Origin of the sequence: Halopseudomonas oceani (genome assembly GCF_963677335.1) — a bacterium.
Classification (GTDB): domain Bacteria; phylum Pseudomonadota; class Gammaproteobacteria; order Pseudomonadales; family Pseudomonadaceae; genus Halopseudomonas; species Halopseudomonas oceani.
Genome location: NZ_OY781932.1, coordinates 1,527,130 through 1,541,712, shown reverse-complemented (window position 1 = coordinate 1,541,712; position 14,583 = coordinate 1,527,130). Strand labels below are relative to the sequence as shown.

The following is a 14,583-nucleotide window of genomic DNA, read 5'->3' as shown; positions in this document are numbered from 1 at the left end:
GAAATCGAAGGGAGTCAGAGGCGACCTGAAGGGTCAGCCAAAGTCTCGTCAAGATGGGAAGTCAGGATACCAGACAGGCCCCGCTTGCTCAATCCGAAACAGGCTTCCAACTGACCGTAAAACCACTCTGTATCCCGTCCACCAGAGCCTGCTCGGCATTCCAGCGCCCAGCCACCGAAACCAGCTCGCCGCCTGAGTATAGCAACGGCACCGAAGCCCGCAGCCAGGCGGGCACACGGGCCTGCTGGAGCAGCTGCTTAACCGATTGTGTCGGCCGCCCAGGCAGCTTTATCTGCTCGCCCCCCTGTCGGTAACGAACCTCCCAGCCAGCCAGCCCCGGAGCCCGCAACCCGCTTGTTGACGGCGCACAACAGAGCACACCGTTCCCGGCCTGCAAGGGCTGCTCAATCAGCGGGCACAGCGACTCCGGTATACCTCGTTGCGGCCAGCCGCCACTAACCAGCCAGAGACGATCTGACGAACGGTACAGGCGGCAATCCGCCAGCAGCAGCTCCGGCTGCGCATCGGCAGGGGCAACCAACTGCTGCAGCCATTGATCGAGGTGCCGTCGGTCAGGCATCAACACCCCGTGTTCACGCAACCAGTACCGCAGCACATTTCGCTGCCTGGCTGGTGACAGTGCCTGTAGCGGCGCCAGCAAAAGACCCGGCCATGACCGCAACCAGGGATCCTGCTCGGTGACGGCAGTAGCACGCAGGTCAGAGAGCGCCAGCTCATCCAGCAACTCGCCGGCTTCACGGGCATGATCCGCCAGCCGCAGCAGGCTTTGATCAATCTGCGGCCAGCCGTCTCGCAGACGTGGCAACAACTGATGACGCAACGCGGTACGGGCAAAGCGCGCATCCTGATTGGCCGGATCATCAATCCAGCTCACCCCCTGCCGCTGCGCCCAGCTGGCCAGCGCTGCACGCGGCGCATCCAGCAATGGCCGAGACAACCAGCCGCACCCCAGTTGTCGCCGACGCGGCATGCCAGCCAGGCCACGCACACCCGTACCCCGCAGCAACCGAAACAGCAGGGTTTCCAGCTGGTCGTCGGCGTGATGCGCCAGCAACAGCTCAGCGCCGTCTGGCAACACCTCGGCAAAGGCTGCGTAGCGCGCGTCGCGGGCGGCCTGTTCGATACTAGCACTCTGCCCCACTCGCACCCGGACCACCGTCAGCGGCACACCGCGGGCGTCGCAGGCACGCTGACAATGCGCCGCCCAGGCGTCAGCCTCGGGGTGCAGTCCGTGATGAACATGAATCGCGTGCAACGGGGGGAGATCAAAGGATTGGCGAGCTTGGACCAGCAGCTCAAGCAGAACCATGGAGTCCAGACCACCAGACAGCCCCAGCCACCAGGCCGGGGCGCCCATACAGGGGCTGAGCTGCTCGCGCAGCCCCTGCGGTGTCAGCATTTACTGGATACCGAAGGACATCAGCCGCTGGTAGCGGGTTTCCAGCAGTTGCTCGGGGGTGCGCTCGTCGAGCTTGGCCAGTTGCTCCACCAGTTGCTGCTTGAGGCGCTCGGCTGTTTCCTGAGGCGAGCGCTGCGCGCCACCCAGCGGCTCGGGAATCAGGGTATCAACCAGTCCCAGTTCCTTCAGGCGTTCGGCGGTGATGCCCATGGCAGCCGCCGCGTCAGCGGCCTTCTCGGCGCTCTTCCAGAGAATGGAAGCACAGCCCTCAGGCGAGATCACCGAATAGGTCGAGTACTGCAGCATCATCAGATGATCGCAGACACCAATGGCCAGTGCACCGCCGGAGCCACCCTCACCAATAACGGTGGCGATGATCGGCGTTTTCAGACGCGACATAACCTGCAGGTTCCAGGCAATCGCTTCGCTCTGGCCACGCTCTTCGGCATCGATGCCCGGGTACGCGCCGGGGGTGTCGATAAAGGTCAGGATCGGCATCTTGAAGCGCTCGGCCATTTCCATCAGGCGACAGGCCTTGCGGTAACCCTCCGGCTTGGGCATGCCGAAGTTGCGGCGTACCTTTTCCTTCACGTCACGGCCCTTCTGGTGACCAATGATCATCACCGGGCGGCCATCCAGTCGTGCGATACCGCCAACAATGGCCGCATCATCGGCAAAATGACGATCACCATGCAGCTCTTCAAAATCGGTGAAGATGTGACGGATATAGTCCAGCGTGTACGGACGCTGCGGGTGACGCGACATCTGGGCGACCTGCCAGCTGCTCAGGTTGCCGAAAATGCTCTCGGTCAGGGACTTGCTCTTCTCCTGCAGCCGAGTGATTTCTTCGGTGATGTTCAGCGCGTTGTCACTGCCGACCAGACGCAGCTCTTCGATCTTGGCCTGCAGGTCCGCAATTGGCTGTTCAAACTCCAAGTATTTCTGGCTGTTGCTCATAGGCATCCATCATCCGCTTGCGCCCGAACCGGGCATCCAAAAGTTTCGCAAATAACCTTACGGGATTGCCGGGCGCCCGTCGAGCACCCGGCTTTGCGCTATCTATAGTGCAGAGAGACGCTGTCTTTGCCCAACTGGTCACGCAGGCTTTGCAGCAGATCATCTGCTGGCTCCACGCGCCACTCGTCACCGAGGCGCAGCAGCGCTGCCGCATCGGCCCGCTGATACTCGACCGTAACCGGGCAGCCGCCGCGATACTGCTGCAGCAGCCCTGCCATTCGGCTCAGCGCGGCGGCGTCGTGACGAGTGCCATCGAGGTTCACCCTTACGCTATCGAGCAGCCCGGTACGCGCCTCCTCCAGGCTCATCACGCGCTTGGCACGCACTCGCATGCCGCCGGAGAAGTCATCAACCGCGACCTCCCCTTCGACCACCAGCATGGCGTCCTTCTGCAGCAACGCCTGCGCCGCATTGTAGGCTTCGGAAAACAGTGACACCTCGATTCGCGCCGAGCGGTCATCCAGGGTGACAAAGCCCACCTTGTCGCCGCGCTTGTTTTTCATGACCCGCAGGTCAAACACCAGACCAGCGATGGTTTGACTATCACGGGAGGGCTTAAGGTCAAGGATGCGCTGGCGGGCAAAGCGACGAATCTCGCGCTCATACTCATCAATCGGGTGACCGGTGAGGTACAGACCGAGGGTTTCCTTTTCGCCGCGCAGGCGTTCCTTGAACGTCCACTCGCGCACCTTGCGATAGGGCTCGTAGACATCGCGCTCGGTCGAGGGTCCAAGCAGATCGCCAAACAGGTCATCATGACCGCTGTCGGCACTGCGTGCGGTCTGCTCGGCAGAGGCGATTGCCTCTTCCATGGCGCTCATCAGGGCAGCGCGATTGCGATCAATCTGCTTCTGATAGGCCTGAACTTCCTCGGCAAAGAACGGACCCAGGCGATCCAGTGCACCGCTGCGAATCAGCGCTTCCATGACCCGCTTGTTGATCCGCTTGAGGTCTACCCGGGCACAGAAGTCGAACAGGTCATTGAACGGGCCACCAGCTATGCGGGTTTCAACGATGGTCTCCACTGGGCCTTCACCCACGCCCTTGATCGCGCCAAGGCCATAAACCACATCACCGGCATCATCGACGGTGAACTTGAATTCCGAAACGTTGACATCCGGCGCCTTGATCCGCAGCTTCATGCTGCGGCATTCCTCGATCAGCGTCACCACCTTGTCGGTGTTGTGCATATCTGCCGAGAGGACCGCTGCCATGAACGGCGCCGGGTAATGGGCCTTCAGCCAGGCGGTCTGGTAAGACACCAAGCCGTAGGCAGCCGAGTGCGACTTGTTGAAGCCGTAACCGGCGAATTTTTCTACCAGATCGAAAATGTTACCAGCCAGATCAGCATCAATGCCGTTGTTGGCGCAGCCCTCGATAAAGCCACCGCGCTGCTTGGCCATTTCTTCCGGCTTCTTCTTACCCATTGCGCGGCGCAGCATGTCCGCGCCACCCAGGGTATAGCCCGCCATGACCTGGGCAATCTGCATCACCTGTTCCTGATACAGGATGATGCCGTAGGTCGGCTTGAGCACCGGTTCCAGGCCGGCGTACTGGTAGTTCGGGTGCGGGTAGGAAACCTCCTCGCGCCCGTGCTTGCGGTTGATGAAGTCGTCCACCATGCCTGACTGCAGCGGGCCCGGGCGGAACAGGGCCACCAGTGCGATCATGTCTTCCAGGCAGTCGGGCTTGAGCTTCTTGATTAGCTCCTTCATACCGCGCGATTCAAGCTGGAAAACCGCGGTGGTTTCCGCCTTCTGCAACATGCTGTAGGTCGGCGCGTCATCCAGCGGAATCAGGTCAATGTTGACCAGCTCCTCGTCAGTTGCACCCTCTTCGCGCTGTTTTCGATGGATGGTTTCCATCGCCCACTTGATAATGGTCAGGGTCCGCAGACCAAGGAAGTCGAACTTCACCAGCCCCGCCGCTTCGACGTCGTCCTTGTCGAACTGGGTAACCAGACCGCCACCGGATTCGTCGCAATACAGCGGCGCAAAGTCGGTCAGCTTGGTCGGCGCGATTACCACCCCCCCGGCGTGCTTGCCGACGTTACGGGTAATCCCTTCCAGCTTGAGCGCCATGTCCCAGATCTCCTGGGCTTCCTCGTCATTGGCGAGGAAATCACGCAGAATCTCTTCCTGTTCATAGGCCTTGGTCAGCGTCATGCCAACCTCGAACGGAATCATCTTCGACAGCTTGTCGGCTAGGCCGTAGGACTTGCCCTGCACCCGCGCCACGTCGCGCACCACCGCCTTCGCCGCCATGGTACCGAAGGTGATGATCTGCGATACCGCGTTACGACCGTAGGCATCGGCCACATAGTCAATGACCCGGTCACGCCCTTCCATGCAGAAGTCGACGTCGAAGTCGGGCATGGAAATACGTTCCGGGTTGAGGAAGCGCTCGAACAGCAGATCGTAGGCCAGCGGATCGAGATCGGTAATCAGCAGCGAATAGGCAACCAGCGAGCCCGCCCCGGAACCCCGGCCCGGCCCTACCGGCACGCCGTTACCCTTGGCCCACTTGATAAAGTCCATCACGATCAGGAAGTAGCCGGGAAAGCCCATCTGATTGATGATGTCGAGTTCGAAGTTGAGACGGTCGATATAGACCTGGCGCTTGGCCTCATAGTCCGGTGTGTCAGGCGGCAGAATCACCTTCAGGCGCTCTTCCAGCCCCTCAAAGGACACCTTCTTGAAGTATTCCTCGATGGTCAGACCATCTGGAATGGGAAACTCCGGCAGGAAGTAGGTACCCAGCTGGACATCGATATTGCAGCGCTTGGCAATCTCAACACTGTTTTCCAGCGCCTCGGGGATATCGGCGAACAGCTCGGCCATCTCCTCCGACGTTTTCAGGTACTGCTCCTCGCTGTACTGGCGCACTCGGCGCGGATCGTCCAACGCCCTGCCCTCACCAATGCAGACACGAGTCTCGTGGGCCTCAAAATCAGCGCGCTTGAGAAAACGAACGTCGTTGGTCGCCACCACTGGGCAGCCAGTACGGGCAGCCAGTGCAACGGCGGCGTGCACGTGCTCCTCGTCGTTGACGCGGCTGGTGCGCTGTAGTTCGAGATAAAAGCGATCAGGGAAGACACCCATCCAGTAGGCCAGCAGCTCATCGGCCCGTTCGGGGCTGGAAGACAGCAACGCGATACCGATCTCCCCTTCCTTGGCTGCCGACAGGGCGATCACTCCTTCGCTGGCCTCGGCAATCCACTCCCGACGAACCGTAACAACGCCGTTGCGCTGGCCCTCGGTATAGCCGCGCGAGACCAGCTCGGTGAGATTGCGGTAGCCCTTGGGGTTCATCGCCAGCAGGCTGATACGGGTCAGCACGCTGTCGTCTTCGGCATCGGTCAACCACAGATCAACCCCGGAAATCGGCTTGATGCCGCCGCCCATCGCGGCCCTGTAGAACTTGACCAGACTGCACATATTGCTCTGGTCAGTAATCGCCACCGCCGGCATGCCCGCCTCGGTAACAGCCTTGATCAGGGGTTTAACCTTGACCAGTCCGTCGACCAAAGAGTACTCACTGTGGACACGCAGGTGAACAAAGGAAAATGACATGGAGATCCTGTTTCAGATGGCGAAGCGTCAGGCAGAGAATTGTAGCGACGGGGAGCTGCTGCGGCCAGTCGCAGCATACAGAACGATGTGACCGCTGCAGCCTGTTACTGTTCCAGCGCCCTGCGTACCGGCGCAAAGGAACGACGATGAATGGGTGTCGCGCCAAGCTCACGTAGCGCGGCGAGATGAATTGGCGTCGGATACCCTTTGTGACCGGCTATGCCGTACCCGGGATATTGCTTGTCGAGCTCTTGCATCTCACGATCACGCGCGACCTTGGCCAGGATCGACGCCGCCGCAATCGCCGGCACCCGGCTATCACCCTTGATCACCGGTTCACTGCGCATCGGCAACGCCGGACAGCGGTTGCCGTCCACCAGCACCAGGTCGGGGCGAATCTGCAGACCCGCCACTGCGCGCTGCATCGCCAACATGGTGGCGTGCAAAATATTCAGCCGATCGATTTCTTCCACCTCGGCGCGGGCGATGCACCAAGCCAGCGCCCGTTCCTGAATAAGTGGGAACAGCGCTTCTCGTCGCGCCTCGGTCAACTTCTTGGAGTCATTGAGCCCTTCGATCGGGCGCGCTGGATCCAGAATGACTGCGGCGGTAACCACCGCGCCGCAGAGCGGACCGCGCCCTACCTCATCAACCCCGGCGACCAACTCCTCGCCTGCTGACAACGACCAGTCCATGCTGAGCTGACTCACAGACGTCCGCGCTCGTCCATCAGATCGGCAACCGCATCAGCCGCGCACTGATCGGCGTCACGACGCAGCATCTGGTGCAACTCCATAAAGATCTGTTCGGTTTCGGCGCGCTCTGCGGTCGGCAGCAAGCGGGCCAGCAGCGCCTCGCCCATAGCCTCGGGCGTCGCCGCATCCTGCAGGAACTCGGGGGCCACTTCGCGCCCGGCCAGCAGATTCGGCAGCGACACATGCCCCACTTTGACCAGCCGCTTGAGAATACGGAAGGTCAGCCCCGCCATACGATAGGCCACCACCATCGGACGCTTGAACAGCATGGCTTCCAGCGTGGCGGTGCCCGAGGCGATCAATACCGCATCACAGGCAGCCAGCACCTCGTGAGCCTGACCGTCGAACAGGGTCAGCGGCAGCTCAAGTCCGCTTTCAGTCAAAATCGCGTCCATCTGCTGACGGCGTTCGGGGCTGGCACAGGGCATGATGAACTGCAGGTCAGGCTGGCGTTCAAGGCACCAGGCTGCAGTCTCAAGAAACAACCGCCCCAGCTTGCGCAGCTCACCATTGCGACTGCCCGGCAGCAGCGCAACCACACGTCCTTCTGTCGGCAGGCCAAGCGTCTCCCGAGCACCGGCACGATCCGGCTCCAGCGGAATACGATCAGCCAGCGTGTGGCCTACGCAGCGCACCGCAACGCCGTGCCGGCGGTACACGTCCTCTTCAAAAGGAAACAGCGTCAGCATCAGGTCAGTTGATTGAGCGATACCCAGAACCCGCTTCTCACGCCACGCCCAGACCGACGGACTGACGTAGTGCACAGTCGGAATCCCCACATCGCGCAGGCGCTGCTCAACGCCAAGAGCAAAATCCGGCGCATCGATACCGATGAACACATCCGGCTGTTGCTGCTTGAGATAATCCACCAGCTCGCGGCGAATACGCAGCAGTTCGCGCAGACGCCCAAGCACCTCGATCAGGCCCATGACCGACAGACGCTCCATCGGCACGCGCGTCTGCATGCCTTCAGCCAGCATGCGCGGACCGCCAATACCGATAAAGCGTGCGTTAGGGAAGCGTTGCTTGAGCGCGGCGATCAGACCCGCACCAAGCGTATCGCCTGAGGCCTCACCAGCGACCAGCGCGATACACAGGGGTTTGTCCGAACGAACCGAGGCGATACCAGCCATATCAGCGGGTGATGCCGCGGGTCGACTCGGTGATGGAGGTGCAGAACAATGCCACTTCCGGGAACTGCTCAGCCGCTTCGGCAAGTTGCGCCATGGCCTCGCTGGTGGTCAGGCCCTGACGATAGACCACCTTGTAGGAGCGGCGCAGCGCGCTGATCAGTTCGGCGGAATAGCCGCGACGACGCATGCCTTCGAAGTTCATGCCGTGGGCGCTGGCGGGATTGCCCCCCACCATGACAAACGCAGGAATATCCTTGAACACCGCGGTATTGGCGGCGCTCATGGCAAAGGAGCCAATACGACAGAACTGATGCACCGTCGTGTAGCCTCCCAAAATAGCGCCATCACCTACATGCACATGACCGGCGATAGTCGCGTTGTTGGCCATGATGATGTTATCGCCCACCACGCAGTCGTGCGCAACGTGAACATACGCCATCAGCAGGTTGTTGCTGCCGATACGGGTGATGCCCTGGTCCTGCACGGTGCCGCGATGCAGGGTGCAGCCTTCGCGGATGATGTTGTTGTCACCAATCACCAGACGGGTAGGCTCACCCTTGTACTTCTTGTCCTGACACTCCTCGCCCACCGACGCAAACTGGAAGATCCGGTTCCCGCGTCCGATGGTCGTCGGCCCCTTGATAACCACATGGGAAGCCACCTCAGTACCGGCGCCGATTTCGACGTCAGCACCGATATAACTCCAGGGACCTACCTCGACGTCATCGGCCAGCCGCGCGGCCGGATCAACAATCGCCAGAGGGTGAATACGACTCATATCTTGCGTTCCGCACAAATAATTTCAGCTGAACAGGCTTCTTTACCGTCAACGGTAGCACGGCAGGCAAACTTCCAGATGCCACGTCGGTCACTCACATAACTGGCCTCCAGCTGCAACTGGTCACCGGGCACTACCGGCTGGCGGAAGCGCAGCTTGTCGGAGCCCACAAAGTAATAGAGCGTGCCATCGGCTGGCTTGACGCCCATCATCTTGAAACCGAGCAGACCAGCCGCCTGAGCCATCGCTTCGATGATCAGCACACCCGGCATGATTGGGTGCTGCGGAAAGTGACCGTTAAAAAAAGGTTCGTTAACCGAGACATTCTTGTAAGCGCGAATACGCTTGTTCTCAAGATCCAGCTCCTGAACCCGGTCCACCAACAGGAAGGGGTAACGGTGGGGCAGGTATTCTTTGATTTCGTTAATATCCATGTATAGCTGGCCTTGCTGAAAAGGATAAAAGCACCCGTGGGGCGCTGCTCAGGCGTTTGATGAGTCTGAAGCCTGCTGAGTCACCTGCTCGAGCTGTTTCTCGAGCTGCTGGAGGCGCTTGGCCATACCGTCGAGTTGACGGATACGTGCTGCGCTCTTCTTCCATTCGCCAGCTGGCTGCATCGCGGTACCGGAGGAATAGGCACCGGGCTCGGTGATGGACCGCGTGACCATGGTCATGCCACTGACAAAGACATTATCACAGACCTCGATATGACCAACCATGCCGACGCCACCGGCGATCATGCAGTGTCGACCGATTTTGGTACTGCCGGAAATACCGACACAGGCCGCCATTGCCGTGTGATCACCAATCTGCACGTTATGCGCAATCTGGATCTGGTTATCGAGTTTGACGCCGTTGCCGATCAGGGTGTCTGCCAGCGCGCCGCGGTCGATAGTGGTATTGGCACCGATTTCGACATCATCACCAATACGAACCCCGCCAATCTGGGCAATCTTCTGCCACTGTCCACCGTGGTTGGCGAATCCGAACCCCTCGGAGCCAAGAATCGCACCCGATTGGATGACCACTCGCTCGCCAATGTGAACGTCGTGATACAGCGTCACCCGCGGCGCCAGCCAGCCGCCCGCACCGATACTGGAACGAGCGCCGACATAGCATTGGGGGCTCAGGGTTACACCGGCGCCGATGATGGCGCCCTCCTCAATGACCACGCCCGCGCCGATACTGGCACTGGGGTCTACTTCAGCGCTCTCCGCCACCACAGCGGTCGGATGGATACCGGGCAAGGCCTTCGGCTTGCGATCAAACCGATGCGACAGACGCGCGTAGGTCAGATACGGGTCAGCCACCACCAATGCGTTGCCAGCGAACCCTTCGGCATCGCGCTCGGTCAACAGCACCGCGCTGGCACGCGACTCAGCCAGATACTTGCGATATTGCGCATTGGCGAGAAACGCAAGCTCGCCAGGACCAGCGTCCTGCAGCGTTGCCAGGCCGCTGATTTCAATTTTCGGGTCCCCAATAAGCTGCGCGCCGAGCTCTTCAGCCAGGCGCGCAAGGGACAAAGACAGATTGTTGGCCATCAGCGCGTGCTATTCAGACGCTCGATAACCTGACGGGTGATATCAAATTGAGGCTTCACCTCAATCACACCGCCACGGTCCAGGACCAGATCATAACCACCGGCAGACAGCACACCTTCAACAGCGGCATCCAGACGGGGGCGCAACGTTTCCAGCATCTGGCGATCAGACTGGGCTTTGGCTTCGTTCAACTCACGGGATTGAAGCTGATACTCACGCGCTTTCTGGCGGAATTCCAGCTCCAGCTTTTCGCGTTCGCTCTGTTCCATCTGCTCACCATCGCGCTGCAAACGCTCCTGCAATCGCTTGGCTTCGGCTTCCAGGTTCTTCACACGCTGCAGCTGCGAGCCGAACTGTTTTTCGGCGTCAACCGAGTACGCCTTGGCCGCGTCGGATTCCAGCAGGGCCATTTGATAATCCAGAACGGCGATCTTCATCTCCGCGGAAGCCTGGAAACTGGCCAGGGCCAGCAGGGACATTACCGCTACACGCGTAAACTTACCCACTCTAAAACTCCTGATTTCTATACCACGTTGTTATTGGTCTGACGTCAGAACGTCTGGCCGAGAGTGAACTGGAAGACCTGAGCGTCGTCAGCCGAATCCGCATTCAACGGCATCGCCAGACTGAAACCCAATGGGCCAAGTGCAGTGAGCCAGGACAGACCTACACCCACACTGTAACGCAGCTCACCGAGGTCGACATCGCCACAGCCGGGATTGTTGTCACCTTCAACCGTCTTGGTCCGTGTGCACTGGGTATCGTATATGTTACCTACATCGAAAAACAGGGCCGTACGCAACGAACGCTGATCCTTGACGAACGGAGCGGGGAAAATGACCTCCGCACCACCAGTCAGCTTGATGTTACCGCCGAAGGGCAGTGAATCCTGATCCGGATCATTCGCATTCGGGGTACTCTTCGGACCCAGCGTGCTGTCTTCAAAGCCGCGAACAGAACCGATACCACCGGCGTAGTAATGCTCATAAAACGGCATGCGGTCGGTACCGCCAAATCCGCGACCGAAACCCAGATCCGTGTGCAGACGCAGGGTCAGATCTTCGGTCATCGGGAAGAAGCGCTGACCACGGTAGTCCATGGTGTAAAACTGCAGGTCACTGCCCGGCACGGTTACGTGCCAGCTCAGGCTCTGGGAATGCCCGCGATCAGGGAATACACCGCGGTTCAGGGTGCTCTGGGACCAGGATGCATCGAAGAACAGGTTGGTGAAGTTATCACCCTCGGAGTCGAGGAAGCCGAGAATCTCCTGCACCGTGTAGATACCGCTCTTGATCTTGTCGTGCTGGGCACTCATGCCGAATGAAAGGCGTGAAGTGTCGCTAATCGGGTAGCCGAAGTTGAAGCCGGCGCCGTAGGAGTCAACCGCATAGCTGGTTACGTCGACATCCAGCTCATCGTAGTCAGTCGTACGATAAAACGCGTTATAACCAAAGCTCATGCCATCCACGGTGAAATAGGGATCCATGAAGCCGAACGACAGCGAGGTCTGATAATCCGAACGGTTGGCACCGATACTGACGCGGTTACCGGTACCGAAGAAGTTGTTCTGACTGATCGAGCCGCCGAGGATAATACCGGAGCTCTGGGAGAAACCGAGACTGGCCGTCACCGAGCCTGACGGCTGCTCTTCGACGCTGTAGTTCACATCAATCAGGTCGTCGGTGCCCGGCACCGGAACCGTCTCAACGTTGACTTCCTTGAAGAAGCCCAGACGCTCGAGACGAGTTTTGGACTGGTCAATCAGATAGGTCGACGCCCAGCCACCTTCCATCTGCCGCATCTCACGACGCAGCACCTGGTCTTCAGTCTTGGTGTTGCCACGGAAGTTGATGCGGTTGACATAGGCACGCTTGCCCGGATCAACGTAAAAGGTAACAGCAACCGTCTTGTCTTCCTCGTTGATTTCCGGAATGCCGTTAACGCTGGCAAAGGTGTAACCCTCATTACCCAAACGACGGCTGATCAGATCGGAAGTCGAGGTCATCACCTGACGGGAGAAGATCTGACCCGGCTCGATCAGCATCAGGCGTTTGATTTCGTCTTCGCTGACCACGAGGTCACCCGACAGACGCACGTCGCTGATGCTGTAGCGTTCACCCTCGGTGATGTTGACGGTGATGTAGACGTTTTTCTTGTCCGGGGTGATGGACACCTGGGTTGAGGCCACATTCATGTTGATGTAGCCACGGTCCAGATAGTAAGAACGCAGACGCTCCAGGTCACCCGACAGTTTTTCACGAGAATACTTGTCGTCGTTGCGCAGGAACGAGAACCAGCCAGAGGTCTTCAGCTCGAACAGATCAACCAGGTCTTCGGTCGGGAAGACCGTGTTACCAACCACGTTGATGTGGGAGATAGCGGCGACAGAGCCCTCGTCGATGACGATCTTCAACGCCACCCGGTTACGCGGCTCAGGAATTACCTGCGCTTCGATATCAGCCGAGTAACGCCCCTGCGATACGTACTGGCGGAGCAGTTCGTTGCGCACCCCTTCCAGAGTGGCACGCTGGAAAATCTCACCCTCGGCCAGACCCGCAGCACTCAACCCCTTGAGCAGGTCTTCACTCTTGATCGCCTTGTTGCCCTCCAGCTCGATGGAGGAAATCGACGGACGCTCAACCAGATTGATCACCAGCACATCGCCATCGCGGCCGAGCTGGATATCCTGGAAGAAACCGGTGCGGAACAGGGAGCGTGTCGCCTCAACCAGTTCCGGGTCATCCACTTCGTCACCAATATTCAGCGGCAACGCACTGAATACGCTGCCGGCGGACACCCGCTGCAAACCGTTGACGCGAATATCGGAAATCTGGAAGGCAGCGGCGTAAGCCCCCTGCGCCATGAGCATCGAAAAAAGCGCGGGCAATAGGTAACGTTTCATGAAATCCGTTCTGATTCAGCTGATTGAATTCTTATCTGCCATCAATGGCAGGTCGTGTTCAGGCAGTGCTCTTGGTCAGCCGCCCAGGCGGCTTATATCGTTATAAATGGCAAACAGCATGACTCCGACGATCAGGCTCAGGCCGATCTGCAGCCCCCAAGTCTGAATTCGCTCGGAGAGAGGCTTCCCCCTGATCCACTCGGCCACGTAGTACACCAGGTGACCGCCATCCAGAACCGGTATAGGGAGAAGGTTCAAAACCCCCAGACTGATACTCAAGTACGCGATAAAACTGAGAAAACTCTCTAGCCCCGACTTGGCAGAGGCGCCCGCCACTTTAGCAATGGTTATCGGGCCACTCAAGTTTTTTGCCGAGACCAGGCCTGTGAGCATTTTCCAGAGCGAATCCAGCGTCAACGCTGTCATCTCCCAGGTTTTCTGCATGGCGACCGGTATCGCGACCACCGGGTTGTAGCTTATTTGCCGTTGCATGTTCGGTGGCAACTCGACCGGCTCTGCACCCGCACCAACGTACCCTACGACCATATCGCCGGAGGCCTTGGGACGGGGCGTCAGCGCAATATCAACGACGCTGCCGTCGCGTTCAACCTGCAATTGCAGACGCTGTTGCGCGCTAGCCTGAATGGCCGGAACGACATCAATCAACCAGTCCGATACCGGCTTACCATCAATCGAGAGAATCAAGTCTCCGGCCTGCAGTCCCGCTTCTGCGGCTGCACCGTCCGCTGCCACTTGCCCGATACGCGGCGGAATTTGCGGCTGCCAGCCAGTCAGGCCAAGCGCCTCCATGGGGTCCGGCGCTTCTTCGCCCTTGAGCCAGTTATCCAGACGCAACCGATAAGACTGCTCTGCTCCACCGTCAAACGGCTTGGCAACCAATTCAATACTGCCGCTTTCGCCGAGGCGACGAATCAACTGCAGGTTAATGTCATGCCAACTGCGAATCGCGCTGCCATCAACCGACGTAATCTCCAGCCCTTCATGCAGACCGGCCTGCGCCGCAGGCGTACCTGCCGGAACTGGCCCAAGCACCGGCGCAACGGTACTGATACCGACCACCGCCACCAGCCAGAAGGCGAGAATAGCGAGCAGAAAATTGGCGATCGGACCTGCGGCAACTACGGCAATGCGCTGCTTAACACTTTTGCGGTTGAACGCCTGGTCCAGCTCGTGTTCGGCAACCGGAGCTTCGCGCTCATCAAGCATCTTGACGTAGCCGCCCAGCGGGATAGCGGCAATGGCGTACTCGGTACCGCGACGATCATGCCAGCGCAGCAGCGCCGGACCGAAACCGATGGAAAAACGCAGGACTTTAATGCCGCAGCGACGCGCCACCCAGAAGTGGCCATATTCGTGAATGGTGACCAGCAGACCGAGCGCAACCACGGTAGCCAACAACGTAGACAGCAGTTCCATTCAGAACCTCACAGGGCCGCAGAGC

Annotated in this window: 11 protein-coding genes; all 11 read right to left on the bottom strand. The window is 59.5% G+C overall.

Annotation, left to right across the window (positions count from 1 at the left end; all coding sequences use genetic code 11):
* Positions 1-88 precede the first annotated feature (88 nt).
* Entirely contained in the window at positions 89-1,420 is a 1,332-nt protein-coding gene (gene tilS / locus ACKPCU_RS07285) for a tRNA lysidine(34) synthetase TilS (RefSeq protein WP_321351020.1), read from the bottom strand.
* Positions 1,421-2,377, bottom strand: coding sequence for an acetyl-CoA carboxylase carboxyl transferase subunit alpha (gene accA / locus ACKPCU_RS07280; RefSeq protein ID WP_104736979.1), 957 nt, complete (start codon positions 2,375-2,377; stop codon positions 1,421-1,423). It lies immediately after the preceding gene.
* 98 nt (positions 2,378-2,475) lie between these two features.
* Positions 2,476-6,009 carry a DNA polymerase III subunit alpha gene (dnaE, locus tag ACKPCU_RS07275; protein ID WP_321351016.1) on the bottom strand — a complete coding sequence of 1,178 codons (3,534 nt, stop codon included), beginning with the start codon at positions 6,007-6,009 and terminating at the stop codon, positions 2,476-2,478.
* 104 nt (positions 6,010-6,113) lie between these two features.
* A complete protein-coding gene (rnhB, locus tag ACKPCU_RS07270) occupies positions 6,114-6,704 on the bottom strand; it encodes a ribonuclease HII (protein ID WP_321351775.1) in 591 nt (196 codons plus the stop codon).
* A gap of 11 nt (positions 6,705-6,715) precedes the next feature.
* Complete coding sequence (gene lpxB / locus ACKPCU_RS07265) at positions 6,716-7,897, bottom strand: lipid-A-disaccharide synthase (RefSeq protein WP_104736977.1); 1,182 nt, start codon at positions 7,895-7,897, stop codon at positions 6,716-6,718.
* A 1-nt stretch (position 7,898) separates the two neighbouring features.
* Positions 7,899-8,675, bottom strand: coding sequence for an acyl-ACP--UDP-N-acetylglucosamine O-acyltransferase (gene lpxA, locus ACKPCU_RS07260; RefSeq protein ID WP_321351014.1), 777 nt, complete (start codon positions 8,673-8,675; stop codon positions 7,899-7,901).
* Positions 8,672-9,109, bottom strand: coding sequence for a 3-hydroxyacyl-ACP dehydratase FabZ (gene fabZ, locus ACKPCU_RS07255; protein WP_104736975.1), 438 nt, complete (start codon positions 9,107-9,109; stop codon positions 8,672-8,674). Before fabZ ends, lpxA begins: the two co-directional genes overlap by 4 nt.
* Before the next feature lie 48 nt (positions 9,110-9,157).
* Positions 9,158-10,219 (bottom strand): UDP-3-O-(3-hydroxymyristoyl)glucosamine N-acyltransferase, encoded by a 1,062-nt coding sequence (lpxD, locus tag ACKPCU_RS07250; RefSeq protein WP_321351011.1) that lies wholly within the window; start codon positions 10,217-10,219, stop codon positions 9,158-9,160.
* Complete coding sequence (locus ACKPCU_RS07245) at positions 10,219-10,725, bottom strand: OmpH/Skp family outer membrane protein (RefSeq protein ID WP_104736973.1); 507 nt, start codon at positions 10,723-10,725, stop codon at positions 10,219-10,221. Before ACKPCU_RS07245 ends, lpxD begins: the two co-directional genes overlap by 1 nt.
* 44 nt (positions 10,726-10,769) lie before the next feature.
* Complete coding sequence (bamA, locus tag ACKPCU_RS07240; RefSeq protein ID WP_321351008.1) at positions 10,770-13,121, bottom strand: outer membrane protein assembly factor BamA; 2,352 nt, start codon at positions 13,119-13,121, stop codon at positions 10,770-10,772.
* Positions 13,122-13,196: 75 nt separating this feature from the next.
* Positions 13,197-14,558, bottom strand: coding sequence for an RIP metalloprotease RseP (gene rseP, locus ACKPCU_RS07235; RefSeq protein WP_321351006.1), 1,362 nt, complete (start codon positions 14,556-14,558; stop codon positions 13,197-13,199).
* Between the last annotated feature and the right edge of the window lie 25 nt (positions 14,559-14,583).

Coding starts and splice junctions, on each gene's coding strand:
- tilS (WP_321351020.1), bottom strand. CDS start 1,420: ATGCTGACACCGCAGGGGCTGCGCGAGCAGCTCAGCCCCTGTATGGGC.
- accA (WP_104736979.1), bottom strand. CDS start 2,377: ATGAGCAACAGCCAGAAATACTTGGAGTTTGAACAGCCAATTGCGGAC.
- dnaE (WP_321351016.1), bottom strand. CDS start 6,009: ATGTCATTTTCCTTTGTTCACCTGCGTGTCCACAGTGAGTACTCTTTG.
- rnhB (WP_321351775.1), bottom strand. CDS start 6,704: ATGGACTGGTCGTTGTCAGCAGGCGAGGAGTTGGTCGCCGGGGTTGAT.
- lpxB (WP_104736977.1), bottom strand. CDS start 7,897: ATGGCTGGTATCGCCTCGGTTCGTTCGGACAAACCCCTGTGTATCGCG.
- lpxA (WP_321351014.1), bottom strand. CDS start 8,675: ATGAGTCGTATTCACCCTCTGGCGATTGTTGATCCGGCCGCGCGGCTG.
- fabZ (WP_104736975.1), bottom strand. CDS start 9,109: ATGGATATTAACGAAATCAAAGAATACCTGCCCCACCGTTACCCCTTC.
- lpxD (WP_321351011.1), bottom strand. CDS start 10,219: ATGGCCAACAATCTGTCTTTGTCCCTTGCGCGCCTGGCTGAAGAGCTC.
- bamA (WP_321351008.1), bottom strand. CDS start 13,121: ATGAAACGTTACCTATTGCCCGCGCTTTTTTCGATGCTCATGGCGCAG.
- rseP (WP_321351006.1), bottom strand. CDS start 14,558: ATGGAACTGCTGTCTACGTTGTTGGCTACCGTGGTTGCGCTCGGTCTG.